At 49.5% G+C, this 26117-nt stretch carries 25 protein-coding genes; 12 read left to right on the top strand and 13 right to left on the bottom strand.

The window, feature by feature from the left end; genetic code table 11:
- Positions 1 to 65 precede the first annotated feature (65 nt).
- The 3 genes from eptB to ACJHYO_RS13075 form a co-directional block, all read right to left on the bottom strand.
- The gene (gene eptB / locus ACJHYO_RS13085; protein ID WP_001269201.1) at positions 66 to 1757 is read right to left on the bottom strand and encodes a kdo(2)-lipid A phosphoethanolamine 7''-transferase; all 1692 of its coding nucleotides are present in this window, start codon (positions 1755 to 1757) and stop codon (positions 66 to 68) included.
- 323 nt (positions 1758 to 2080) lie between these two features.
- Entirely contained in the window at positions 2081 to 3289 is a 1209-nt protein-coding gene (locus ACJHYO_RS13080) for an MFS transporter (RefSeq protein ID WP_000189046.1), read from the bottom strand.
- Positions 3290 to 3517: 228 nt separating this feature from the next.
- Complete coding sequence (locus ACJHYO_RS13075; protein ID WP_000584459.1) at positions 3518 to 4216, bottom strand: autotransporter outer membrane beta-barrel domain-containing protein; 699 nt, start codon at positions 4214 to 4216, stop codon at positions 3518 to 3520.
- A gap of 156 nt (positions 4217 to 4372) precedes the next feature.
- On the opposite strand from ACJHYO_RS13075, the gene tag reads away from it, so the two are divergent.
- Both tag and ACJHYO_RS13065 read left to right on the top strand, forming a co-directional pair.
- The gene (gene tag / locus ACJHYO_RS13070; protein ID WP_000438940.1) at positions 4373 to 4936 is read left to right on the top strand and encodes a DNA-3-methyladenine glycosylase I; all 564 of its coding nucleotides are present in this window, start codon (positions 4373 to 4375) and stop codon (positions 4934 to 4936) included.
- Positions 4933 to 5373: an N-acetyltransferase gene (locus tag ACJHYO_RS13065; RefSeq protein WP_000617661.1), complete on the top strand. Its 441-nt coding sequence runs from the start codon at positions 4933 to 4935 to the stop codon at positions 5371 to 5373. Before tag ends, ACJHYO_RS13065 begins: the two co-directional genes overlap by 4 nt.
- Here ACJHYO_RS13065 and bisC read toward each other — a convergent pair.
- The gene (gene bisC, locus ACJHYO_RS13060; RefSeq protein WP_085455591.1) at positions 5342 to 7675 is read right to left on the bottom strand and encodes a biotin sulfoxide reductase; all 2334 of its coding nucleotides are present in this window, start codon (positions 7673 to 7675) and stop codon (positions 5342 to 5344) included. The two genes, ACJHYO_RS13065 and bisC, sit on opposite strands and share 32 nt — an antisense overlap.
- Before the next feature lie 152 nt (positions 7676 to 7827).
- On the opposite strand from bisC, the gene ACJHYO_RS13055 reads away from it, so the two are divergent.
- The gene (locus tag ACJHYO_RS13055) at positions 7828 to 8487 is read left to right on the top strand and encodes an OmpA family lipoprotein (RefSeq protein WP_000747625.1); all 660 of its coding nucleotides are present in this window, start codon (positions 7828 to 7830) and stop codon (positions 8485 to 8487) included.
- Between the two features lie 103 nt (positions 8488 to 8590).
- Positions 8591 to 9565: a glyoxylate/hydroxypyruvate reductase GhrB gene (gene ghrB / locus ACJHYO_RS13050; RefSeq protein ID WP_000805027.1), complete on the top strand. Its 975-nt coding sequence runs from the start codon at positions 8591 to 8593 to the stop codon at positions 9563 to 9565.
- Between the two features lie 49 nt (positions 9566 to 9614).
- Here the strand turns inward: ghrB and ACJHYO_RS13045 are convergent, their stop codons facing one another.
- Entirely contained in the window at positions 9615 to 10325 is a 711-nt protein-coding gene (locus ACJHYO_RS13045) for a DUF3053 domain-containing protein (RefSeq protein WP_000190516.1), read from the bottom strand.
- A 433-nt stretch (positions 10326 to 10758) separates the two neighbouring features.
- Here ACJHYO_RS13045 and ACJHYO_RS13040 point away from each other — a divergent pair, with 433 nt between their 5' ends.
- The 3 genes from ACJHYO_RS13040 (at position 10759) to ACJHYO_RS13030 (ending at position 11753) form a co-directional block, all read left to right on the top strand.
- Positions 10759 to 11049 carry an HTH-type transcriptional regulator gene (locus ACJHYO_RS13040; RefSeq protein WP_000455798.1) on the top strand — a complete coding sequence of 97 codons (291 nt, stop codon included), beginning with the start codon at positions 10759 to 10761 and terminating at the stop codon, positions 11047 to 11049.
- A 280-nt stretch (positions 11050 to 11329) separates the two neighbouring features.
- On the top strand, positions 11330 to 11542 hold the full coding sequence (gene cspA / locus ACJHYO_RS13035) for an RNA chaperone/antiterminator CspA (protein ID WP_000014594.1): 213 nt from the start codon (positions 11330 to 11332) through the stop codon (positions 11540 to 11542).
- A gap of 139 nt (positions 11543 to 11681) precedes the next feature.
- Positions 11682 to 11753 (top strand): hypothetical protein, encoded by a 72-nt coding sequence (locus ACJHYO_RS13030; protein ID WP_212734239.1) that lies wholly within the window; start codon positions 11682 to 11684, stop codon positions 11751 to 11753.
- Here ACJHYO_RS13030 and hokA read toward each other — a convergent pair.
- The 4 genes from hokA to ACJHYO_RS13010 all read right to left on the bottom strand — a co-directional run bounded on the left by hokA (position 11730) and on the right by ACJHYO_RS13010 (position 15589).
- Positions 11730 to 11882, bottom strand: a complete 153-nt coding sequence (hokA, locus tag ACJHYO_RS13025; protein WP_001135732.1) for a type I toxin-antitoxin system toxin HokA — start codon at positions 11880 to 11882, stop codon at positions 11730 to 11732. The two genes, ACJHYO_RS13030 and hokA, sit on opposite strands and share 24 nt — an antisense overlap.
- Before the next feature lie 322 nt (positions 11883 to 12204).
- On the bottom strand, positions 12205 to 14274 hold the full coding sequence (gene glyS / locus ACJHYO_RS13020; protein ID WP_001357942.1) for a glycine--tRNA ligase subunit beta: 2070 nt from the start codon (positions 14272 to 14274) through the stop codon (positions 12205 to 12207).
- A gap of 9 nt (positions 14275 to 14283) precedes the next feature.
- A complete protein-coding gene (gene glyQ, locus ACJHYO_RS13015) occupies positions 14284 to 15195 on the bottom strand; it encodes a glycine--tRNA ligase subunit alpha (protein WP_001168544.1) in 912 nt (303 codons plus the stop codon).
- A gap of 94 nt (positions 15196 to 15289) precedes the next feature.
- A complete protein-coding gene (locus tag ACJHYO_RS13010; RefSeq protein ID WP_000980102.1) occupies positions 15290 to 15589 on the bottom strand; it encodes a YsaB family lipoprotein in 300 nt (99 codons plus the stop codon).
- A gap of 174 nt (positions 15590 to 15763) precedes the next feature.
- Between ACJHYO_RS13010 and wecH the strand changes: the two genes are divergently transcribed.
- Complete coding sequence (wecH, locus tag ACJHYO_RS13005) at positions 15764 to 16759, top strand: O-acetyltransferase WecH (protein ID WP_021560082.1); 996 nt, start codon at positions 15764 to 15766, stop codon at positions 16757 to 16759.
- 40 nt (positions 16760 to 16799) lie between these two features.
- On the opposite strand, the gene yiaA is transcribed toward wecH, so the two are convergent.
- The 4 genes from yiaA to xylA all read right to left on the bottom strand — a co-directional run bounded on the left by yiaA (position 16800) and on the right by xylA (position 20641).
- The gene (gene yiaA / locus ACJHYO_RS13000) at positions 16800 to 17237 is read right to left on the bottom strand and encodes an inner membrane protein YiaA (protein WP_001296516.1); all 438 of its coding nucleotides are present in this window, start codon (positions 17235 to 17237) and stop codon (positions 16800 to 16802) included.
- A gap of 45 nt (positions 17238 to 17282) precedes the next feature.
- Positions 17283 to 17624, bottom strand: coding sequence for an inner membrane protein YiaB (gene yiaB, locus ACJHYO_RS12995; protein ID WP_001296517.1), 342 nt, complete (start codon positions 17622 to 17624; stop codon positions 17283 to 17285).
- A 168-nt stretch (positions 17625 to 17792) separates the two neighbouring features.
- Positions 17793 to 19247, bottom strand: a complete 1455-nt coding sequence (gene xylB / locus ACJHYO_RS12990) for a xylulokinase (protein ID WP_085455592.1) — start codon at positions 19245 to 19247, stop codon at positions 17793 to 17795.
- A 71-nt stretch (positions 19248 to 19318) separates the two neighbouring features.
- Positions 19319 to 20641, bottom strand: coding sequence for a xylose isomerase (xylA, locus tag ACJHYO_RS12985; protein WP_001149592.1), 1323 nt, complete (start codon positions 20639 to 20641; stop codon positions 19319 to 19321).
- Positions 20642 to 21006: 365 nt separating this feature from the next.
- On the opposite strand from xylA, the gene xylF reads away from it, so the two are divergent.
- From xylF to xylR, 4 genes are all read left to right on the top strand, one after another.
- Positions 21007 to 21999, top strand: a complete 993-nt coding sequence (gene xylF / locus ACJHYO_RS12980) for a D-xylose ABC transporter substrate-binding protein (protein WP_001296518.1) — start codon at positions 21007 to 21009, stop codon at positions 21997 to 21999.
- Positions 22000 to 22076: 77 nt separating this feature from the next.
- Positions 22077 to 23618 carry a D-xylose ABC transporter ATP-binding protein gene (xylG, locus tag ACJHYO_RS12975; protein ID WP_410232482.1) on the top strand — a complete coding sequence of 514 codons (1542 nt, stop codon included), beginning with the start codon at positions 22077 to 22079 and terminating at the stop codon, positions 23616 to 23618.
- On the top strand, positions 23596 to 24777 hold the full coding sequence (gene xylH, locus ACJHYO_RS12970) for a xylose ABC transporter permease XylH (RefSeq protein WP_000045989.1): 1182 nt from the start codon (positions 23596 to 23598) through the stop codon (positions 24775 to 24777). Before xylG ends, xylH begins: the two co-directional genes overlap by 23 nt.
- Positions 24778 to 24854: 77 nt before the next feature.
- Positions 24855 to 26033 (top strand): D-xylose utilization transcriptional activator XylR, encoded by a 1179-nt coding sequence (gene xylR / locus ACJHYO_RS12965; protein WP_000494484.1) that lies wholly within the window; start codon positions 24855 to 24857, stop codon positions 26031 to 26033.
- Positions 26034 to 26117: the final 84 nt, after the last annotated feature.

The following is a 26117-nucleotide window of genomic DNA, read 5'->3' as shown; positions in this document are numbered from 1 at the left end:
CAGATACGCCCTCGTCAATCCCTTAATAGCAAAATGCCTTTTGATCGGCGAGAAAGTCAGCAGGCCTAGTTAGCCGACGCCTCTTTTGCCTGCGGGATGTGACACCAGTTGTTGTTTTCGTTAATTCCACCATCCGGTGAAGTATAGCCAAGACAACCCATGATGGTGTCGTACAGCTCTACATGACGGCGTGGCACTTTCATGTCGGCTTCTTTTTTCAGCTGCGCAAATGCCTGCGCATTGACCGGATTTTCCAGATATTTATCCGACATCCAGACCATCATCGGCACACGGAACTGTTCCGGCGGTGCCAGTTCACGCGGCGTGCCGTGCAGGTGCTCGCGTTCATTAATTGACTCACCGTGGTCAGCTGCATAGAACACAATCGCTTTCTTATCGCGAACCTGATCAATCACGCTGGAAATAAAGTGATCCACATAGGTCACCGAGTTGTCGTATGAGTTGATCATCTGCGCTTTGGTACAGCCGCTATCAACACCAATACATTCCGGCTTCCACTGCGCAAAGCTGCGCGGGTAACGCTGGGTGTAGTTAAAGTGTGAGCCTTTGGTATGCAGAATGATCAGATGCTTACCATCCGGGTTGCGCCCCAGCGATTGCTGCATTTCGTCTACCAGCAACATATCATCTACCGGTTTGCCACGGTTACGTGGCTCCGCACCAATCTGCTCACGATAAGCAATGTTGTCCGCCATCGTATTGCTGTAGAACCACATTTCGCTTTGCATAGCGTACAGATCAGAACTGAATCCTAACTGCTTCAATACCGCGAAAATGTTCTGTTCTTTTAATGTGCGCTGCGGATTATCTTCTGCTCCACCCTGACGTACAAACATGCAACGCAGTGAGAGTTTGGTTGCAGTATCACAGGAGTAACCACGGAACGCCGCCAGATTTTTCTCCTGAGCCAGCTTCGGTGTGGTATTGCGTTCATAGCCGAAAATGCCCATATGATCCCAGCGCGTGGTTTCACCAATAATGAAAACGACATATGTATCATCAACGTTTTGTGGAGCCTGGTACGTAAACTTCTTCGCAGGGTTAAGGAGAGAATTGTTATCGGAAGATTCATCGACCCGCGCCCAGGCATAAAGACCTAATGCCGAAAGCCAGTTTGATGGCAGATAAGAGTTCGCGACGACGCCGCCATAACTCGGCAAATCAACACCTGTCGCCCTCTCCACTTTCTTCTGCTGGATATCCAGCAAACGAATCGGTGCCCAAACCATAATACCTGCCAGTACGACGACCGCCAGGCTGCGAATACGTTGCCCTGGGGTTCGCAGTTGTCGGAGCAAGGTGTAACGACAGCGGTTATTCCAGATAAGGATAAGAGGCAACGCGCTTACGGCGATTAACCAGAGAATAAAGTTCAGACCAACAACTTCTTTTGACAGGTCGATATCGGTGGTCATGACGGATGCGATGATGCCATAACCAATGACTACATTAAGGAAGGTCATGTAATAGCTGGCACCTGCGGAAAAGAGCACCACCAGCGATGCCAGAATACGCCAGCTGCGGCGGCCAAACAGCGAAAGAAGACGCAGTAAAAAGAAGGTCACCAGTACGGTGGCGGCCAGTTCAACAACAGCAGAAATACCTTTCCAGACGGTAAAATCGTGCGCATAGCTGCCGAAGCGGCGGTAAAAAACCGCGCCATTCATAAAAAGGCCAATATAGATTGCAAGCAAGAAGCTCAGCTTCTGCTGTGTAATCGATTTGATGTATCTCATGCAAACAAACCCTGGACAAACAGGTGATAACACCCTGCTTAGTGGCTTTTCAGGCCAGGCAGGGGAAAAGTGCGGAGGTAGTCAGATAAGTAAAATCTACACGCGCGAATAAGTAGACCACAGCAAAGGGAAAAAGTGTGGGGAAAGAGTGTGCACGAAGCACAAATTTACAAAAATGCAAGTTTGAAAAGAGACTTTAGCGTTACAAAAAGCAGTAAAAAGGGCCAGTTAACTGGCCCAAATTTTACGCGTTATTGTTTATACATTTCGTTGATGCGTTTGATGCACACTGAAGCTGAAGCCCAGTAGCTCACGGCTGAGCATTAAAGGGAGCCATGCGCCTCACGCAACATTTTCTGCTCTGGCTGGCGAATGGTCGTAGAAAGCGCCAGTGACAGAATCAGCAGGGCGAAAATCACGTAGAAAGTCACATAGAATCCGCCAAACAGTGAAGCGATAATCGAACCACAAATGCTGCCGATACCGAAACCGAGGTAAATGACGCCGTAGTTTTTCGCCAGGTTATTGAGGCCGAAGAACTCACTGACCAGTGACGGGAACACCGTAATCGTGCCACCAAAGTTAAATGCCACACAGGCAATCGCTGCAAAGAACGTCACTGCATTCAATGGTGCAAACAGCAGGGCCGCCATACCCACCAGCGCAATCACCTGACCAATGGTGATAACACGGATACGGGCGATTTTGTCAGACAGAATGCCCAGCACCAGACGACCAGAAAGGTTGGCGATGGAAATAACCGTCACAGCATTGGCTGCGGAAATTGCATCAAGATGCGCCAGACTTTGAGCGATATCTTTCGCTACACCAATCACATACAGACCACTCATGCACGCAGTCAGGAACATAACCGCTAACATCCAGTACTGCGGTTTACGCATCGACTCTGCCAGGGTGTAGTCCTTCTCCACCACACCATTGCTGGTTTTCACTTCCTGCTTCGGCGCATCTTTCATTAACGTTGCGCCAAAGACAATCATCACCAGTACAATCGCGCCCCAAATAACAAAGGTTTTTTCCAGACCCACCGTTTCGAGCAGGTGCGTGTCGATAAATTTAAAACCCAGGCTGCCCAGACCATAAGAACCGATAGCAAAAGCAGAGATAAGTCCCTTACGCTCCGGAAACCACTTCACGCAGTTAGAGAGCGTCAACAGGTAACCCGCACCATCCGCCAGACCAACCAACACACCGGCGCTTAACCACAGCATCATCAGGTTGTTGGAATGTGCTGTCAGGAAGAAACCTAATCCCAGCAAAATGCCGGAAGCCATAGTGACACGTTTAACACCAAAACGTTCCTGCAATTTGCCCGCAACAGAAGACGAAATTGCCAGCCCCAGACTTAACAAGCCGAAAGAGAAAGCAACCTGGCTTACAGGAGCCCCCAGCTTGGCAGAAAGCGCACCGTTAAACAGACTCCAGGTATAAACCGACCCCAGAGCAAACTGGGTAATGATAGTACCGATGAGTGTCAGCCAGCGAGTACGCTGATAATTTGAAGGTGTCATGGCAGTATTCCTGCAGTAATAAAAAGGAAAAATCTCTGCTGACAACCATAACGAAGTGCGCTTTATGCCTGGGGAAAAACGGCATGAAATGCCATCAGAACGGAATGAAATGCATTAGTTCAGGAATGAATGACTCGACAATTATTCGCCAAATTTATTATTTAGTAAGTTAGTCCCCACTATCGCCACATTAGTTGTTATTTATGGGTTTCAATTGTATCTATAACGTTAAAATCTGGCGCTAACCCCCATCGTATACAGATAGTCGCTATTGTTAGTGGTATTTTCTGCCTGAGATAGCGCAGCATAGGCAGCAATATTTTGATTGAGCAACATATCAGCGCCTACGGTGACATCCAGCCAGTTGCCGTTCTGGTTTGTCGCCGTCATCCGGCTCAGGCCTGATTGCGCCTTCCAGATATTCTCGCCAAATTGCTGGTTATAGCTGATTTGCGCCCAGGGTCGAAGATCGCCAAGCCGGGAGTCAACACGCCAGCCTAAGGTACTCACGCTGGCATGCCATAACGGATCGGCCAGCGTGGTAGTACTGTCGCCAAACTCGTTATACATCGAGGTAGTTGTGCCATCGTAATGTAATGCCGCGACCGGGCCGGTTGTAACCTGCTCATATAAAGGAAAATTCCAGCCCATACTCATACTGCTGGTCACATCCACAGGGGTTTCTTCCGCCAGATTGACTTCCAGTCCCAGCGCCCTTTGGCTACTTTGAATACGTTGCGACAAAATATCGTTGTAATCAGGTTGATGATCGCTATCCCAGGTGTAACGCTCTGTGGAATGTCCGGGTTGCGTATCAACGATATATTCTTGTTGCCAGGCGTAAGCTGTGTTGAGAAAAAAGGCACTGATTACCGCGCTCGCAAGCAGGCTTAGCTGCCAGCGACCACCGCTTTTTTTTATGATCATTAACACGACTCCAGGGAAGAGCCGAATTCGGCAATATTATTGTCATTGTATGAAGGATATCGGGCATAGTAGCCCTGTATTAAATATTGACTTTTTCACCGATGCGTCAAGAAAAGCGGCTGAAATTTTACGATCGGGTACATAGCGAGGGAAAGTATGGAACGTTGCGGCTGGGTGAGTCAGGACCCGCTTTATATTGCCTACCATGATAATGAATGGGGCGTGCCTGAAACTGACAGTAAAAAACTGTTCGAAATGATCTGCCTTGAAGGGCAGCAGGCTGGGTTATCGTGGATCACCGTCCTCAAAAAACGCGAAAACTATCGCGCATGCTTTCATCAGTTCGATCCGGTGAAAGTTGCCGCAATGCAGGAAGAGGATATCGAAAGACTGGTACAGGACGCCGGGATTATCCGCCATCGTGGGAAAATTCAGGCAATTATTGGTAATGCGCGGGCGTACCTGCAAATGGAACAGAACGGCGAACCGTTTGCCGACTTTGTCTGGTCGTTTGTCAATCATCAACCACAGGTGACACAAGCCACAACGTTGAGCGAAATCCCCACATCTACACCCGCCTCCGACGCCCTATCTAAGGCACTAAAAAAACGTGGTTTTAAGTTTGTCGGTACCACAATCTGTTACTCCTTTATGCAGGCATGTGGGCTGGTGAATGATCATGTGGTTGGCTGCTGTTGCCATCCGGGAAATAAACCATGATTCGGGAAGTGCAACGTTCAGAACTCCCCGCGATCCTCGAACTGTGGCTGGAAAGTACAACCTGGGGGCATCCCTTTATAAAATCGAGTTACTGGCGTGACTGCATTCCGCTGGTGCGGGATGCGTATCTTGCCAACGCGCAAAACTGGGTCTGGGAAGAAGACGGTAAGCTTCTCGGTTTTGTCAGCATTATGGAAGGCCGATTCCTCGCAGCAATGTTTGTCGCACCGAAGGCCGTCAGACGCGGTATTGGTAAGGCGCTAATGCAGTATGTGCAGCAGCGCCATCCCCATCTGATGCTGGAGGTTTATCAAAAAAATCAACCGGCGATAGATTTCTACCATGCGCAGGGTTTTCACATTGTCGATTGCGCATGGCAGGATGAAACCCAACTCCCCACCTGGATTATGAGCTGGCCGGTGGTTCAAACGCTGTAAGTGTCAGTTCCGGACCGTTGTATTTTTCCAGCCATGCCAGCGCCGTATTACCCGCACAGCCATTCCCCAGCCGCGAGCTGGGGAGATCTTTGGTCAGCACGTTCACTGCGCCGTTTTTACAAATGCCGCCAGCGGTTAAATCCAAATCCGGCCATGCGCCTTCGTGAATACAAATCACGCCAGGTTTAATTCCCTCGCTAATGACCGCTCCGGCAAGAATTTGCCCGCGTGAGTTCCACAGCCGAACAGTATCGCCATCTTGTATGCCGCGCGTCTGGGCATCGTCAGGATGAATGGTGACAGGCTCACGATTTGCCACCGCGTACAATTCGCGCAGAGAACTGTAATTCAGCTGGCTGTGCAGACGATGCGCCGGATGAGCAGAAAGTACCTGCAACTGTTCCGGTTCGGCACTGCCCTGCCATTCGTCCGGCGCCAGCCACATTGGATGCCCCGGGCAATCCGGATAAGCGTAATCGGCAATACGCTGCGAGAAGATTTCAATCTTACCGCTGGCGGTTTTTAATGGATGCGCCTGCGGATCGCGGCGAAAATCGGCGAAGCGAATAAACCGCTCACTGTCCGGGTTTTCCGGCATCTCAATTAACTGGTTGGCTTGCCAGAACTCAGCAAATGGTGGCAATTCAACCTGCTGGCTTGCCCCGCGCTGCCGGGCAACGTTATAAAACGTTTCCAGCCATTGCAGCTCACTTTTTCCTTCCGTAAAACGTGTATAACCGCCCTTCTCCCAACGTTCACTCAAGTCGGCAAAAACATCAAAATCATTACGCGCTTCATCGCGTGGCGGCACCACTTGCTTCATCGGCACCAGATGCTGATTACTGTAATCACCGGTCATGGTGAGATCATTACGCTCAAAAGAGGTTGTCGCAGGCAGAACGATATCCGCGTGTTTCGCCGCAGCCGTCCAGAAGCATTCGGAGATCACCACCAGCTCCGGTTTTTGCCAGGCACGGATCAGGCGATTGGTATCCTGATGATGAGTAAAGTTGGCACCACCCGCCCACCAGATAAAACGAATATCCGGGAAATGTCGGTCCATACCGTTATGTTGATATGCGCCACCAAGGTTTTCCAGTGCTTCAACAATGCGGGCGACAGGGATTTTATCTACCGCATCGGTGCCACCCGGCAAGCTGCCCTGCATGGAAGAGAGCACCGCAGCGCGGCGCGTGGGGTTACCACCATTGGCAAAATGGTAAGAAAGACCAAAACCGCCGCCGGGTGTGCCGATTTGCCCCAACATTGCCGCCAGCGTGACGAGCATCCAGTGTTTTTGCTCACCAAACTGTTGGCGCTGCATTCCCCAGCCTGCCATCAGCATGGTTGTATTTTGGTGGAAAATAGCCGCCAGCTCGCGGATTTTCGCTGCGCCAACACCACAAATCTCTGCCGCCCATTCGGCGTTTTTCGCTATACCGTCACTCTCGCCCAGCAAATAAGAGGCGAAGACGGCATAACCTGTGGTGCAACGCGCCAGAAACGCTTCGTCGTGCCAACCATTTTCCACCAGCGTATGGGCGATCCCCAGCATCAACGCAACATCGGTGCCCATGTGTGGTGCCACCCACTCCATTTTATCGCCAAAGAAATCGACGGTTTCCGATCGCATTGGATCAATGCAGATCAGCTTTTTCCCGCTGTCACGCAGTGCAGAAAAGTAAGAAAGCCCCTGCTCATCGGATGCATTCCACGCAATTTTCAGCGTATTGAGTGGATTAGCACTCCACAGCACCACAACATCGCTATGTTCCAGCACCAGCGGCCAACTGGTTTGCTGTTGATAAACTTCGCTGCCACCCACGACATACGGCATGATCGCCTGTGCCGCGCCGGTCGAATAATCCCCCAGATGCCCGGTATAACCGCCTGCCAGCGCCATATAGCGTTGTAATAATGTCGAGGCCTTATGCAGCACGCCGTTTGAACGCCAGCCGTAGGAACCAGCAAAAATCGATGCCGGACCATAAGCCTCACGAATACGTTTATGTTGATGGTGAATAAGCTCCAGCGTCTCATCCCAACTCACGCGAACAAATTCATCCTGCCCACGAATGCCTTGCGGATTTTCCGGTGACGCAAGAAAGCCTTTGCGCACCATTGGAAATCGCACCCGCGTATTGCTGTGAACCTGGTCGCGAACCGCGCTCTGCAAGGAGTTTTCCATTCCTGTGGCTAACGCGCCACGCGAGCTAAACACGGTTTCGCCGTCGGTTTCAACCAGCATAGGCCCCCAGTGGGCGGCAGTCAGAACGGAATATCGTGAGGATGAGTTGGCCAAACCGAAGACTCCTGAAAGGTTAGATGTATTGAGCAGTTAAATATTACTTACAAATTTCCGAGTATTCCCAGGAATAATCTTCATGCTCACGCGGCATAATCTCCCGCCACGGAACCCGTGGCAAAGAATAAAAAGGTTATTAAGGATTAACAATGAAGAAACGTGTTTATCTTATTGCCGCCGTAGTGAGTGGCGCTCTGGCGGTATCTGGCTGTACAACTAACCCTTACACCGGCGAACGCGAAGCAGGTAAATCTGCTATCGGCGCAGGTCTGGGCTCTCTCGTTGGCGCGGGTATTGGTGCGCTCTCTTCTTCGAAGAAAGATCGCGGTAAAGGCGCGCTCATTGGCGCAGCAGCAGGCGCAGCTCTGGGCGGCGGCGTTGGTTATTACATGGATGTGCAGGAAGCGAAGCTGCGTGACAAAATGCGCGGCACTGGTGTTAGCGTAACCCGCAGCGGGGATAACATTATCCTCAATATGCCGAACAATGTGACCTTCGACAGCAGCAGCGCAACCCTGAAACCGGCGGGCGCTAACACCCTGACCGGCGTGGCAATGGTACTGAAAGAGTATCCGAAAACGGCGGTTAACGTGATTGGTTATACCGACAGCACGGGGGGTCACGACCTGAACATGCGTCTCTCCCAGCAGCGTGCGGATTCCGTTGCCAGCGCGTTGATCACCCAGGGCGTGGACGCCAGCCGCATCCGTACTCAGGGCCTTGGCCCGGCTAACCCAATCGCCAGCAACAGCACCGCAGAAGGTAAGGCGCAAAACCGCCGTGTAGAAATTACCTTAAGCCCACTGTAATCCCTTTCATGTCAGGTGATGCAGAAATCACCTGGCATTCTTCAGTTTTCCTTCATCATATTTCAGGCTAAGGTGATCGCCTTATCAGTGAATGGAGAGAAGCATGAAGCCGTCCGTTATCCTCTACAAAGCCTTACCTGATGATTTACTGCAACGCCTGCAAGAACATTTCACCGTTCACCAGGTGGCAAACCTCAGCCCACAAACCGTCGAACAAAATGCAGCAATTTTTGCCGAAGCTGAAGGCTTGCTGGGTTCAAATGAGAATGTTGATGCCGCATTGCTGGAAAAAATGCCGAAACTGCGTGCCACATCAACGATCTCCGTCGGCTATGACAATTTTGATGTCGATGCGCTTACCGCCCGAAAAATTCTGCTGATGCACACACCAACCGTATTAACAGAAACCGTCGCCGATACGCTGATGGCGCTGGTGTTGTCTACCGCTCGTCGGGTTGTGGAGGTAGCAGAACGGGTAAAAGCAGGCGAATGGACCGCGAGCATAGGCCCGGACTGGTACGGCACTGACGTTCACCATAAAACACTGGGCATTGTCGGGATGGGACGGATCGGTATGGCGCTGGCACAACGTGCGCACTTTGGTTTCAACATGCCCATCCTCTATAACGCGCGCCGCCACCATAAAGAAGCAGAAGAACGCTTCAACGCCCGCTACTGCGATTTGGATACTCTGTTACAAGAGTCAGATTTCGTTTGCCTGATCCTGCCGTTAACGGATGAGACGCATCATCTGTTTGGCGCAGAACAATTCGCCAAAATGAAATCCTCCGCCATTTTCATTAATGCCGGACGTGGCCCGGTGGTTGATGAAAATGCACTGATTGCTGCATTGCAGAAAGGGGAAATTCACGCCGCCGGGCTGGATGTCTTCGAACAAGAGCCACTGTCCGTAGATTCGCCGTTGCTCTCAATGGCCAACGTCGTCGCAGTACCGCATATTGGATCTGCCACCCATGAGACGCGTTATGGCATGGCCGCCTGTGCCGTGGATAATTTGATTGATGCGTTACAAGGAAAGGTTGAAAAGAACTGTGTGAATCCGCACGTCGCGGACTAAGCCGCGACTGCGTGGAGTAAAGCCCGATAATCGCTCGGGCTTTTACTCTTTATTGGGTTGCAGTAACAGCTGTAGTCCAGGCCTGATTAAACGCCTGATGTTGTGCCGGTAATGGCGCAATCAGTTTGTTATATTCACTTGCCTGCTGTGAAGTCGGGAACTGGATGCCATTTGCGACAAAGCTCACCTGAGTACCTTGCTGAGCAATGTAGTCTCCAACCATCACCAGTTGTTGCGTGAAAGTTTGTGCCGCCGGAATCAACGGTTGCAATGCATCAGCTGGCGTCGTTACCACTTTGGTGAATGCCTGATCAAAGACCGGTTTCAGGTCATCACTCTGTTTTAACGCAGAGTGCGCAGCATCGGCCTGCAACTTCGCATTTTGCAGCTGTTGCGCCAGCACACCCAGCGAACCGTTCATTTCACGCAGCGGACCGCTTTGCGTAACGTAATCCTGCGGTACGCGAATTGCGTTAACGCTGTCTACAACCGGGCGCAGACCGGAATCCATCGCCTGATTCACCTGCTGAGAATAACCATACAGAATCGCGTAATCAGAGACAAAAGGACCAAACTGTTTTTTCTGATCGGCAGTCAGGGTTGGTAGACGTTCACCGCTACGCATCACTGTATTCTGCAGGAAGTCGATAAACGCTTTACGCTGATCGCCTTCTTTATCAAAACACCCACTCAGGCTAACTACCATTAATAACGCCGCAAGAGGCGCAAACCAGCGAGAGCAGGACTTTCCTGTCGCCATTTTCTTACTCCTTTCACCCAAAAAAAGCGCACAACGACACACGCGTGTCTGACGTGACAAGGATAGTCCAGGACAGGCTTGCAGGATACCCTTTCTACGTAATCTTCCTGGTAAAATCATGGAGAAAATGAAACAAGGTTAATTTGTTGTTTCATTGTTAAAAAATGATATTGCCGTTGCCTTTTTTGTAGCCAGAGATTTACGCCTTCGCAGAACGTTAGATTTTCGAAATCTTTACAAACCGGGAGTGGTAAGAGATATATCGGCATTTATCAGATCGTTAGGTGGCTATAAGTCACGCTAAATGACTGGCTGAATCGAATCATAGTCAGAGTATGCCCTGACTACACCCCGCTGTGTCTGTTTTTCCCGACTATTCTTAATGAGCTTCGATGCAATTCACGATCCCGCAGTGTGATTTGAGGAGTTTTCAATGGAATATAAAGATCCAATGCATGAGCTGTTGAGCAGCCTGGAACAGATTGTTTTTAAAGATGAAACGCAGAAAATTACCCTGACGCACAGAACAACGTCCTGTACCGAAATTGAGCAGTTACGAAAAGGGACAGGATTAAAAATCGATGATTTTGCCCGGGTTTTGGGCGTATCAGTCGCCATGGTAAAGGAATGGGAATCCAGACGCGTGAAGCCTTCAAGTGCCGAACTAAAACTGATGCGTTTGATTCAAGCCAACCCGGCATTAAGTAAGCAGTTGATGGAATAGACTTTTATCCACTTTATTTCTGTTTACGGTCCTGATAACAGGACCGTTTTCCAACCGATTAATCATAAATATGAAAAATAATTGTTGCATCACCCACCAATGCGTGGCTTAATGCACATCAACGGTTTGACGTACAGACCATTAAAGCAGTGTAGTAAGGCAAGTCCCTTCAAGAGTTATCGTTGATACCCCTCGTAGTGCACATTCCTTTAACGCTTCAAAATCTGTAAAGCACGCCATATCGCCGAAAGGCACAATTAATTATTAAAGGTAATACACTATGTCCGGTAAAATGACTGGTATCGTAAAATGGTTCAACGCTGACAAAGGCTTCGGCTTCATCACTCCTGACGATGGCTCTAAAGACGTGTTCGTACACTTCTCTGCTATCCAGAACGATGGTTACAAATCTCTGGACGAAGGTCAGAAAGTGTCCTTCACCATCGAAAGCGGCGCTAAAGGCCCGGCAGCTGGTAACGTAACCAGCCTGTAATCTCTGCTTAAAAGCACAGAATCTAAGATCCCTGCCATTTGGCGGGGATTTTTTTATTTGTTTTTCAGGAAATAAATAATCGATCGCGTAATAGAATCTAGTGTTATTTTTGTGAAGAATAAATTTGGGTGCAATGAGAATGCGCAACACCGTAAGAAAGGCGGGAATAATTTCCCGCCGAAGACGCTTACTCTTTCAATTTGCAGGCTAAAAACGCCGCCAGCTCATAACTCTCCTGTTTAATATGCAATTCACACAGTGAATCTCTTATCATCCAGGTGAAAAATAAAAGCGTGAAACAAATCACTATTAAAGAAAGTAATCTATATTTCTGCGGCATTCCCAGCCCCCTGTGTTGATTTCCAACGAGTAAGAGGCTAACCTTATGGTGTCTATGCATAGAGGGGCCTCACTTTGATTTATAGTCAGGTGGGGCTTTTCTCTGTCTGCCTTTCGGTGAATACCTGAGACAAACAGTCTCAAGCACCCGCAGCTATTCTAGCTTAATAAGTTCGTTTCTTCTCCTTGATATAATCCTAAAAAAATCTCATGAAATTAATATATGAGACAATCTTTATTCAGCAGAAGATTATTAAAGGTTGCTGTATTATTTAGCGATAAAAAAAGCCTGCCAGATGGCAGGCTATTTAATAACGGCGTTATTACTGCAACAGCGAAATATCCGCAACGCGCAGGAACAGTTCGCGCAGTTTCTCCAGCATGGTCAGACGGTTGAGACGCAATTCTTTGTCATCAACCATGACCATCACTTTATCGAAGAAAGCATCAACTGGCTCACGCAGCTCTGCCAGTTCGACCAGCGCATCCTGGTAACGACCTTCCGCAAAGTACGGCTCCAGCTTGTCACGTAGCACCACAACCTGCATCGCCAGTTTAATTTCTTCCGGCTCTTTCAGGGTAGAAGCATTCACGCGGTCGCTCAGCACTTCGTCAGATTTCGCCAGAATGTTGGATACACGTTTGTTCGCCGCCGCCAGTGCAGCAGCTGCATCCAGGGTACGGAAATGCGATACCGCCTTCATACGGGCATCGAAATCTGCCGGACGCGTCGGACGACGCGCCAGTACCGCCTGGATGGTATCAACGGTGTAACCTTCGTCCTGATACCAGGCGCGGAAGCGACCGAGCATAAAGTCGATAACATCATCAACCACGTTGGCATTAGTCAGCTTATCGCCATACAGACGCACCGCTTCTTCGGTCAGCGTTTGCAGATCAAGGTTGAGGTTCTTCTCAACGATAATACGCAGCACGCCAAGTGCGGCACGACGCAACGCAAACGGGTCTTTGTCGCCTTTCGGATGCTGACCGATACCGAAGATACCCGCCAGGGTATCCATCTTGTCAGCAATCGCCAGCGCACAGGCTACCGGGTTAGACGGCAGGTCATCACCGGCAAAGCGCGGCTGATACTGCTCATTCAGCGCGACAGCTACGTCTTCCGCTTCGCCATCGTGACGCGCGTAGTGCATCCCCATAACGCCCTGGGTGTCGGTGAACTCGAAGACCATGTTGGTCATCAGGTCACACTTAGACAGCAGGCCCGCACGGGTAGCGTGGTTAACGTCAGCGCCAATCTGCTCAGCAATCCAGCCAGCCAGCGCCTGAATGCGGTCAGTTTTGTCGCGCAGCGTCCCCAACTGTTGCTGGAACAACACGGTTTGCAGGCGCGGCAGGTTATCTTCAAGACGTTTTTTACGGTCGGTATTGAAGAAGAACTCGGCATCCGCCAGACGTGGACGAACGACTTTCTCGTTACCGGAGATAATCTGCTGCGGATCTTTCGATTCGATGTTGGCAACGAAGATAAAGTTCGGCAGCAGTTTGCCGTCGTTCGCATACACCGGGAAGTACTTCTGGTCACCTTTCATGGTGTAAACCAGTGCTTCAGACGGCACCGCGAGGAATTTCTCTTCGAATTTCGCGGTCAGAACGACCGGCCACTCCACCAGCGAAGCCACTTCTTCCAGCAGGCTTTCGCTTAAATCAGCGTTACCGCCAATCTTACGTGCTGCTTCTTCAGCATCGGCTTTAATCTTCGCCTTACGTTCTTCGTAATCGGCGATGACTTTCCCGCGCTCACGCAGAATTTCCGGATACTGATCGGCATTGTCGATAGTAAATTCCGGCTCGCCCATAAAGCGGTGGCCGCGAATCACGCGATCGGACTGAATGCCCAGAATGGTTGCCGGAATGACTTTGTCGCCCAGCAGCAGGGTCACGGTGTGCACCGGACGCACGAAGTGCACGTCGCTTGCGCCCCAACGCATCAGTTTCGGGATCGGCAGTTTCGCCAGCGAAGTCGCAACCATATTCGGCAACAGTGCTTCGGTGCTTTCGCCCTTCACATGGGCGCGATACAGCAGCCATTCGCCTTTATCGGTAGTCAGACGCTCAGCCTGGTCAACGGTAATACCGCAACCACGCGCCCAACCTTCTGCCGCTTTGCTCGGTTTGCCTTCAGCGTCGAACGCCTGGGCAATTGCCGGGCCACGTTTTTCGATTTCACGATCCGGTTGCGCCTCCGCCAAGTTAGCGACTTTCAGCGCCAGACGACGCGGAGCAGCAAACCATTGAACGGTGCCGTGTGCGAGGCCAGCGTTATCCAGCTCCGCAGTAAAGTTCGCAGCAAAGGACTCAGCCAGGCTGCGTAGTGCTTTTGGTGGCAGCTCTTCAGTGCCGATTTCCACCAGAAAAGTTTTCTCAGACATAGCCGCCTCTTACTTATCTTTGTTGCACATCGGGAAGCCGAGGGCTTCACGGGAAGCGTAGTATGCTTCTGCCACTGCTTTGGTCAGGGTGCGAATGCGCAGAATATAGCGCTGACGCTCGGTGACGGAGATGGCTTTACGCGCATCCAGCAGGTTGAAGCTGTGGGCGGCTTTCAGAATACGCTCGTAGGCTGGCAGCGGCAGCGGATTTTCCAGCGCCAGCAGCTGCTGCGCTTCTTTCTCGTACTGCTCGAAGCAGGTGAACAGGAAGTCCACATCCGCGTATTCGAAGTTGTAAGTGGACTGCTCCACTTCGTTCTGATGGAACACGTCGCCGTAGGTGGTTTTACCCAGCGGGCCGTCGCTCCAGACCAGGTCGTAAACGCTGTCTACGCCCTGAATGTACATGGCCAGACGTTCCAGACCGTAGGTGATCTCACCGGTAACCGGTTTACATTCCAGACCACCAACCTGCTGGAAGTAAGTGAACTGCGTCACTTCCATGCCGTTTAGCCACACTTCCCAGCCCAGCCCCCAGGCACCCAGCGTCGGGTTTTCCCAGTTATCTTCCACGAAACGGATGTCGTGGATGGTCGGGTCCATGCCCAGCTCTTTCAGAGAACCGAGGTACAGCTCCTGAATATTGTCCGGCGATGGCTTAATGACCACCTGGAACTGATAGTAGTGCTGTAAACGGTTGGGGTTTTCGCCGTAGCGACCATCGGTCGGGCGACGAGAAGGCTGAACATAAGCAGCCGCCATCGGTTCTGGCCCCAGCGCGCGCAGACAGGTCATTGGGTGAGAGGTTCCCGCGCCGACTTCCATGTCCAATGGTTGAACAATGGTGCAGCCCTGGCGAGCCCAGTAATCCTGTAAGGTCAGGATCAAGCCCTGGAAGGTCCTGGTATCAAACTTTTGCATATTATTTCGTGCTGGATACGTGTGGATTTAAAGGAAGGGATCAGTATACCCGCTGGATGGAAGATATACAGTACGAAACGGGAAAAAGCAGGGCTTAACGCATGGAAAGATGCAAAAAATGGCCATCCGCGTCAAAAGAACAGACAAACTGCTCTTTCCGGAAGGTATAACCGCGCATTTCATAGCTTCCCTGGAACTGTTCGAAGGCGGTGACGTCGATTTTTTGCTCGCCGGTGTTATAACGTTTTGCCGCCTGATCCTTGCATAACGCTTCCATATTCAACGAACGCAGAGGATCAACCTTTACCCGTTGTGCTTTCTGCACGGGTGGCGGTGTAGAACAACCCACTAGCACAATAAGCGCCATTGCCGGAAAGAAAGCGTTCATCATCATTAAATTACCGTCTGGTTTGCAGGTGAGTCTTATTATTTATATCGGTATAGTGGCTGATATCTTACGAATTTCCTTAAGCCTCTATAAGCTGTAGTGATAAAACTCAGATTATTCCAGTGCGCCAACTGAATGATTTATCGGTCAGACTTTTTTTAACCAGATACAGAGACACAGATGCAGCCCAAAATTTACTGGATTGATAACCTGCGAGGGATAGCGTGTTTAATGGTGGTGATGATTCACACCACTACCTGGTATGTGACCAATGCTCATAGTGTTAGCCCCATCACCTGGGATATCGCCAATGTTCTGAATTCTGCCTCTCGTGTCAGCGTGCCGCTATTTTTCATGATTTCCGGCTATCTCTTTTTTGGCGAACGCAGCGCCCAGTCGCGCCATTTCTTGCGTATCGGCTTATGCCTGTTTTTTTATAGCGCAATCGCGCTGCTCTACATTGCGCTGTTTACCTCCATCAATGTGGAGTTAGCGCTGAAAAACCTGCTGCAAAAGCCAGTGTTTTACCATTTATGGTTTTTCTTCGCGATTGCAGTGATTTATCTGGTTTCACCGCTGATTCAGGTGAAGAACGTCGGCGGAAAAATGTTGCTGGTGCTAATGGTGGTGATTGGTATCATCGCTAACCCAAATACTGTGCCGCAGGAAATCGACGGTTTTGAATGGCTGCCAATTAACTTATATATCAATGGCGATACTTTTTACTACATCCTTTATGGCATGTTGGGCCGCGCTATAGGGATGATGGACACACAGCATAAAGCACTGTCGTGGGTGAGCGCCGCACTGTTTGCGACGGGGGTTTTTATTATCTCTCGCGGGACATTATATGAATTACAGTGGCGCGGAAATTTTGCCGATACCTGGTATCTTTACTGTGGGCCGATGGTTTTTATCTGCGCAATCGCGTTATTGACTCTGGTTAAAAACACGCTGTATACGCGTACCATTTGCGGACTTGGCTTAATCTCCCGCCATTCGTTAGGTATATACGGGTTCCATGCATTGATTATCCATGCACTGCGCACCCGGGGGATTGAGCTTAAAAACTGGCCAATACTCGATATTATTTGGATCTTTTGCGCGACGTTGGCAGCGAGTTTGTTACTTTCTATGCTGGTACAACGAATCGACAGAAACAGATTAGTGAGTTAGTAAAAGCCCGGTTACATTGGACTAACCGGGCTTATGTGAATTATTCGCTGTATTCTTCCTGGGTAACCTGTGTTTCTTTTGGTGGGTTTATTCCGGCATCACGAATATTCTTCTGCACCGCTACTGCACCAAACAAGCTTAAGAAGAAAGCCAGCCCATAAAAGCCTTTTTCGCTGAGTAATAACGTTGCATTCCATAGACCTACCAGCAACAACGCAACAGAGATAATAAAGACCGTCAGGCAAGTCATATAATAAATGGGGGTGGTAGGTATGCCTTCATACTTGTCCCGAACGGTCTTTTGATAAGACGCCGCGGAAAACAAACCTAATACCAGTACGGCAAAATAATACCCTTTTTCATTTAACTGCATCTCTGCATTCCATAGTCCTAACAGATAGGTAACAATACCGCCAATAAGGGCTACCCATGAAACAATACTAAATGCCGGAGAATAGGTTGATATTTTGTTGTCCATCACAGTATTCCTTTCATTCCTGAATGTGTAAGAACTTTATGTTGCTCATGCCGAGCGAAACAAACGCATTTGACCAAACAAGCAGACAAAAAAGGCGATGGGATAGATCACCATTTCATAAGCATTGATAGGTGCGTTTAAAACACCGATAAACAAGAGACCGATAGTGATTAACGCTACCAACTGACAGACGTGGATAAAAAAATCATCCAGTTGCCCAAGTTTTTCTGCGCGAAGATATGCATAGTTGCCAAAAGTTGCCGTCATTAACACGCCAAGAAAATAACCTTTTCCACTTAACAATGGGCATGAGATCCATAGCCCAACCAGATAAACCAGCGCCCCGACAACAAATAATAGTTTTGCCACAGTCTTTGAGGTTTTCATAACGATCTCCATATCTACCAGCGATACATTACGAGTAACCAACGAAAGACAAAACTGAAAAATGCCATTAACAAATGATTTTCAGAATAAATTCATACTAAATATTAATTAATTACTGAGATATATAGATGTGAATTATCCCCCACCCGGTCAGGCAGGGGATAACGTTTACGCCATTAATGGCAGAAGTTGCTGATAGAGGCGACGGAACGTTTCTCGTCGTGGCTGATAAGCGGCATAACGCTGCGCATCTGGTAGATGCGACTGTTCTAATGGTAGTTGCGGCAACAACTCAATGAGCGATTTCTCTGGATTCGCCGCAATCTGCGCCAGCCTTGCTGCGCCCAGTGCTGGCCCCACATCGCCACCCGTGCGGTAATCCAGTTGCTGACCGCTGATGTCCGCCAGCATTTGACGCCAGTACTCACTACGCGCCCCGCCACCAATCAACGTAACACTTTGCGGTTTAATGCCGCAGGCATGCACGACATCCATGCCATCTGCCAGCGCATAACCCACGCCTTCCAGCACTGCTCGCGCCAGTTCATTGGGGCCATGTTGATGAGTCAAACCAAAGAAAACCCCTTTCGCCTGGGGATTATTGTGTGGTGTACGCTCGCCGGAAAGATAAGGCAGAAACCAAACTGGCTCGGCACTTTCATCAGCCTGTCGAGCTGCAGTGATTAAAGCAGGGACATTGCTCAGGCCGGTTAATTTCGCGGCCCAATCCAGACACGAAGCCGCACTCAGCATTACAGACATTAAATGCCAACGTTGCGGTAACGCATGGCAAAAGCTATGTACGGCGCTTTCTGGCTTGCTTAAGACCCCTTCGCTGACAGCAAAATAGACCCCCGACGTCCCCAGCGATAACATTGCCTGATTAGCATCAACCATTCCCACACCAACCGCACCAGCTGCATTGTCGCCACCGCCTGCGATAACTGGCACCGCCGCCATACCCCACGCTTTCGCAACTTCAGGTAACAAAGCACCAGTAATTTCGCTGCCTTCGTATAATGCGGGCATCTGGTCACGAGATAAGTGGCAAGCCTGCAGCATGAGATCGCTCCAGTCACGCTTTGCGACATCCAGCCACATAGTGCCAGCTGCGTCAGACATATCGCTGGCAAACTCCCCCGTCATACGCAGACGCAAGTAATCTTTCGGTAATAATACTTTATCGATTTGACGGAATATCTCCGGCTCATGCCGCTGAACCCATAGCAATTTAGGCGCAGTAAATCCGGGCATCATCAGGTTGCCGGTAATCACCCGCGATTGCGGAACTCGCGCTTCCAGCAAAGTGCACTCTTGCGCACAGCGCCCGTCGTTCCACAAAATGGCAGGGCGTAACACCCGTTGCTGAGCATCCAGTAAGGTTGCACCGTGCATCTGTCCGGCAATACCTAATGCTTTAACGTCTTGCAGAGAATGCTGAACGCCCAGAGCTTGCATTGCGCGATCAGTTGCCTGCCACCACTGTTCCGGGTCTTGTTCCGACCAGAGTGGATGCGGGCGCGAAACGGTCAGCTTTTCCGTTTGCGCAGCAACCACCTCACCCTGCTCGTTGAGCAAAATAACTTTTACGCCCGAGGTGCCAAGATCTATCCCGATATACATATCGATCGTTCCTTAAAAAAATGCCCGGTATAGCTACTGATAACCGGGCCAACGGACTGCACAGTTAGCCGTTATTTGTCGAACAGATAATGATTTACCAGATTTTCCAGTTGCTCCTGGCGACCACTCTGATGCACCGGAGACAAATTATGTTCCTGAGCATATTTGGCTAAATCTGCCAGTGACATTTGGCCTTTCAGGATTTGCTGGCCTAATTCACTATTCCAGCCGGAATAACGCTGCGCGATGCGTTTATCCAGCTCGCCATCTTCAATCATGCGCGCTGCAATTTTCAGCGCCAACGCCATTGTATCCATCGCGCCGATATGACCGTAAAACAGATCATATTTATCAGTACTTTGACGACGTACTTTGGCATCGAAGTTCAGACCACCGGTGGTGAAACCGCCTGCTTTGAGAATTTCATACATCACCAGCGCATTCTCTTCCACACTGTTCGGGAACTGGTCGGTGTCCCAGCCCAGTTGCGCATCGCCACGGTTGGCGTCGACAGAACCGAACAGGCCAAGCGCAATGGCGGTGGCTATTTCATGATGGAAAGAGTGACCTGCCAGCGTCGCGTGGTTAGCTTCAATGTTCAGTTTAATCTCTTTTTCCAGACCAAACTGTTTCAGGAAGCCATAGACCGTCGCAGCATCGTAATCATATTGATGTTTTGTCGGTTCTTGCGGTTTCGGTTCGATAAGCAACGTGCCCTGGAAACCGATTTTATGTTTATGCTCAACCACCATCTGCATAAAGCGGCCCAACTGTTCACGCTCCTGACGCAAGTCGGTATTTAACAGCGTTTCGTAACCTTCACGACCGCCCCACAGGACATAGTTTTCACCGCCCAATTTATGGGTTGCTTCCATCGCTGTAACAACTTGCGTTGCCGCCCAACTGAAGACTTCAGGATCTGGGTTCGTCGCCGCACCCGCGCCATAACGAGGGTTTGTAAAGCAGTTAGCGGTTCCCCACAGCAGCTTCACGCCGCTCTCTTCTTGCTTGCCTGCCAGGACATCAACCATTTGCGCAAAATTATTGATGTACTCTTTTAACGACGCGCCCTCAGGGGAAACATCCACATCGTGGAAGCAATAAAATGGCACATGTAACTTGTGGAAAAACTCAAATGCGACATCTGCTTTACGCTTCGCCAACGCCAGTGCCTCACCAGGCTGCTGCCACGGACGATTAAACGCCCCCACACCAAACATATCCGCCCCGTTCCAGCAGAAGGTGTGCCAGTAGCAGGCGGCAAAACGCAAGTGCTCTTCCATACGCTTGCCCAACACCAGTTCGTCGGGATTGTAGTGACGGAATGCTAACGGGTTTGAGGATTTTGAGCCTTCATAACGAACGCGATCGAGCTGGTCAAAATAGGCTTGCATATTGAACTCCATAATCAGGTAATGCCGCGGGTGATGGATGATGTCGTAATATTGGGCACTCCCTTTCAGTTGCTCAATTATGTTATTTCACACTGCTATTGAGATAATTCACAAGTGTGCGCTCGCTCGCAAAATAAAATGGGATGATGAAACTGGGTAATTCCTCAAAGAGAAAAATGCAATAAGTACAATTGCGCAACAAAAGTAAGATCTCGGTCATAAATCAAGAAATAAACCAAAAATCGTAATCGAAAGATAAAAATCTGTAATTGTTTTCCCCTGTTTAGTTGCTAAAAATTGGTTACGTTTATCGCGGTGATTGTTACTTATTAAAGCTGTCCTCTAACTACAGAAGGCCCTACACCATGAAAATAAAGAACATTCTACTCACCCTTTGCACCTCACTTCTGCTTACCAACGTTGCGGCACACGCCAAAGAAGTCAAAATAGGTATGGCGATTGATGATCTCCGTCTTGAACGCTGGCAAAAAGATCGAGATATTTTTGTGAAAAAAGCAGAATCTCTCGGCGCGAAAGTATTTGTACAGTCTGCAAATGGCAATGAAGAAACACAAATGTCGCAGATTGAAAACATGATTAACCGGGGTGTCGATGTTCTTGTCATTATTCCTTATAACGGTCAGGTATTAAGTAACGTTGTAAAAGAAGCCAAACAAGAAGGTATTAAAGTATTAGCTTACGACCGTATGATTAACGATGCGGATATCGATTTTTATATTTCTTTCGATAACGAAAAAGTCGGTGAACTGCAGGCAAAAGCCCTGGTAGATATTGTTCCGCAAGGTAATTACTTCCTGATGGGCGGCTCGCCGGTAGATAACAACGCCAAGCTGTTCCGCGCCGGGCAAATGAAAGTATTAAAACCTTATGTTGATTCCGGAAAAATTAAAGTCGTTGGTGACCAATGGGTTGATGGCTGGTTACCGGAAAACGCATTGAAAATTATGGAAAACGCGCTAACCGCCAATAATAACAAAATTGATGCTGTAGTTGCCTCAAATGATGCCACCGCAGGAGGGGCAATTCAGGCATTAAGCGCGCAAGGTTTATCAGGGAAAGTAGCAATTTCCGGCCAGGATGCGGATCTTGCAGGTATTAAACGTATTGCTGCCGGTACGCAAACTATGACGGTGTATAAACCTATTACATTGTTGGCAAATACTGCCGCAGAAATTGCCGTTGAGTTGGGCAATGGTCAGGAGCCAAAAGCGGATACCACACTGAATAATGGCCTGAAAGATGTTCCCTCCCGCCTGCTGACACCGATCGATGTGAATAAAAACAACATCAAAGATACGGTAGTTAAAGACGGATTCCACAAAGAGAGCGAGCTGTAAGCGTTACGCCCCGGCGCGGAGCGGGGGCGTGATTTCTCTCCATGCCGCGTGAATTAATTGGCTTAGGTGGAGTCGTTATGCCTTATCTACTTGAAATGAAAAATATTACCAAAACCTTCGGCAGTGTGAAGGCGATTGATAACGTCAGCTTGCGGTTGAATGCTGGCGAAATCGTCTCACTCTGTGGGGAAAATGGGTCAGGTAAATCAACGCTGATGAAAGTGCTGTGTGGTATTTATCCCCATGATTCCTACGAAGGCGAAATTATTTTTGCGGGAGAAGAGATTCAGGCGAGTCACATCCGCGATACCGAACGCAAAGGTATCGCCATTATTCACCAGGAATTGGCGCTGGTGAAAGAACTGACCGTGCTGGAAAATATCTTCCTGGGTAACGAAATAACCCATAATGGCATTATGGATTATGACCTGATGACGCTACGCTGTCAGAAGCTGCTCGCACAGGTCAGTTTATCCATTTCACCTGATACCCGCGTTGGCGATTTAGGACTTGGGCAACAACAACTGGTTGAAATTGCCAAGGCACTTAATAAACAGGTGCGTTTGTTAATTCTCGATGAGCCGACAGCCTCATTAACTGAGCAGGAAACGTCGGTTTTACTGGATATTATTCGCGATCTACAACAGCACGGTATCGCCTGTATTTATATTTCGCACAAACTCAACGAAGTCAAAGCGATTTCCGATACGATTTGCGTTATTCGCGACGGTCAGCACATTGGCACGCGTGATGCTGCTGGAATGAGTGAAGACGATATTATCACCATGATGGTCGGGCGAGAGTTAACCGCGCTTTACCCTAATGAACCACATACCACCGGAGATGAAATATTACGTATTGAACATCTGACGGCATGGCATCCGGTTAATCGTCATATTAAACGAGTTAATGATGTCTCGTTTTCCCTGAAACGTGGCGAAATACTGGGTATCGCCGGACTCGTTGGTGCCGGACGTACCGAGACTATTCAGTGCCTGTTTGGTGTGTGGCCCGGACAATGGGAAGGGAAAATTTATATTGATGGCAAACAGGTAGATATTCGTAACTGTCAGCAAGCCATCGCCCAGGGGATTGCGATGGTACCCGAAGACAGAAAGCGCGACGGCATCGTTCCGGTAATGGCGGTTGGTAAAAATATTACCCTCGCCGCACTCAAAAAATTTACCGGTGGCATTAGCCAGCTTGATGACGCGGCAGAGCAAAAATGTATTCTGGAATCAATCCAGCAACTCAAAGTTAAAACGTCGTCCCCCGACCTTGCTATTGGACGTTTGAGCGGCGGCAATCAGCAAAAAGCGATCCTCGCTCGCTGTCTGTTACTTAACCCGCGCATTCTCATTCTTGATGAACCCACCAGGGGTATCGATATTGGCGCGAAATACGAGATCTACAAATTAATTAACCAACTCGTCCAGCAGGGTATTGCCGTTATTGTCATCTCTTCCGAATTACCTGAAGTGCTCGGCCTTAGCGATCGTGTACTGGTGATGCATGAAGGGAAACTAAAAGCCAACCTGATAAATCATAACCTGACTCAGGAGCAGGTGATGGAAGCCGCATTGAGGAGCGAACATCATGTCGAAAAGCAATCCGTCTGAAGTGAAATTAGCCGTACCGACATCCGGTGGCTTTTCCGGGCTGAAATCACTGAATTTGCAGGTCTTCGTGATGATTGCAGCTATCATCGCAATCATGCTGTTCTTTACCTGGACCACCGATGGTGCCTACTTAAGCGCCCGTAACGTCTCCAACCTGTTACGCCAAACCGCGATTACCGGCATCCTCGCGGTAGGAATGGTGTTCGTCATAATTTCTGCTGAAATCGACCTTTCCGTCGGCTCAATGATGGGGCTGTTAGGTGGCGTCGCGGCGATTTGTGACGTCTGGCTAGGCTGGCCTTTGCCACTTACCATCATTGTGACGTTGGTTCTGGGACTGCTTCTCGGAGCCTGGAACGGATGGTGGGTCGCGTACCGCAAAGTCCCTTCATTTATTGTCACCCTCGCGGGCATGTTGGCATTTCGTGGCATACTCATTGGCATCACCAACGGCACGACTGTTTCCCCCACCAGCGCCGCGATGTCACAAATTGGGCAAAGCTATCTACCTGCCAGCACCGGCTTCATCATTGGCACGCTTGGCTTAATGGCTTTTGTTGGCTGGCAATGGCGCGGAAGAATGCGCCGTCAGGCTTTGGGTTTGCAGTCTCCGGCCTCTACCGCAGTAGTCGGTCGCCAGGCTTTAACCGCTATCATCGTATTAGGCGCAATCTGGCTATTGAATGATTACCGTGGTGTTCCCACTCCTGTTCTGCTGCTGACGTTGCTGTTACTCGGCGGAATGTTTATGGCAACGCGGACGGCATTTGGACGACGCATTTATGCCATCGGCGGCAATCTGGAAGCGGCACGTCTCTCCGGGATTAACGTTGAACGCACCAAACTTGCCGTGTTCGCTATTAACGGATTAATGGTAGCCATCGCCGGATTAATCCTCAGTTCTCGACTCGGCGCTGGTTCACCTTCTGCGGGAAATATCGCCGAACTGGACGCAATTGCAGCATGTGTGATTGGCGGCACCAGTCTGGCAGGCGGCGTCGGGAGCGTGGCTGGAGCGGTAATGGGGGCATTCATCATGGCTTCACTGGATAACGGCATGAGTATGATGGATGTACCGACCTTCTGGCAGTATATCGTTAAAGGTGCGATTCTGTTGCTGGCTGTATGGATGGACTCCGCAACCAAACGCCGTTCTTGATTTTGATAAAAATTTTCTCAAAGCCGGTAACGTATTACCGGTTTTGAGTTTTTGCATGATTCAGCAGGAAAAGAACCATGTTTACTAAACGTCACCGCATCACATTACTGTTCAATGCCAATAAAGCCTATGACCGGCAGGTAGTAGAAGGCGTAGGGGAATATTTACAGGCGTCACAATCGGAATGGGATATTTTCATTGAAGAAGATTTCCGCGCCCGCATTGATAAAATCAAGGACTGGTTAGGAGATGGCGTCATTGCCGACTTCGACGACAAACAAATCGAGCAAGCGCTGGCTGATGTCGACGTCCCCATTGTTGGGGTTGGTGGCTCGTATCACCTTGCCGAAAGTTACCCACCCGTTCATTACATTGCCACCGATAACTATGCGCTGGTTGAAAGCGCATTTTTGCATTTAAAAGAGAAAGGCGTTAACCGCTTTGCTTTTTATGGTCTTCCGGAATCAAGCGGTAAACGTTGGGCCACTGAACGCGAATATGCATTTCGTCAGCTTGTCGCCGAAGAAAAGTATCGCGGAGTGGTTTATCAGGGGTTAGAAACCGCGCCAGAGAACTGGCAACACGCGCAAAATCGGCTGGCAGACTGGCTACAAACGCTGCCACCGCAAACCGGGATTATTGCCGTTACTGACGCCCGGGCGCGGCATATTCTGCAAGTATGTGAACATCTACACATCCCCGTACCGGAAAAATTATGCGTGATTGGCATCGATAACGAAGAACTGACCCGCTATCTGTCGCGTGTCGCCCTTTCTTCGGTCGCTCAGGGCGCGCGGCAAATGGGCTATCAGGCGGCAAAACTGTTGCATCGATTATTAGATAAAGAAGAAATGCCGCTACAGCGGATTTTGGTCCCACCAGTTCGCGTCATTGAACGGCGCTCAACAGATTACCGCTCGCTGACCGATCCCGCCGTTATTCAGGCCATGCATTACATTCGTAATCACGCCTGTAAAGGGATTAAAGTGGATCAGGTACTGGATGCGGTGGGCATATCACGCTCCAATCTTGAGAAGCGTTTTAAAGAAGAGGTGGGCGAAACCATTCACGCCATGATTCATGCCGAAAAGCTGGAGAAAGCGCGCAGCCTGCTGATTTCTACTACCTTGTCAATTAACGAGATATCGCAAATGTGCGGTTATCCATCGCTGCAATATTTCTACTCTGTTTTTAAAAAAGCATATGACACAACGCCAAAAGAGTATCGCGATGTAAATAGCGAGGTCATGTTGTAGCGATGATGAGAATTATCGGCGTCGCATCAGGTAACTCAGCACAACCACCTGATACGAGCAAAAGCCTTATCCGCCTGACAAGTC

Origin of the sequence: Escherichia sp. WS1118 (assembly GCF_046487695.1) — a bacterium.
GTDB classification, from domain to species: Bacteria; Pseudomonadota; Gammaproteobacteria; order Enterobacterales; family Enterobacteriaceae; genus Escherichia; species Escherichia coli.
Note: the sequence above shows the minus strand (reverse complement) of the source record. Positions and strands in the feature narration are given on the sequence as shown.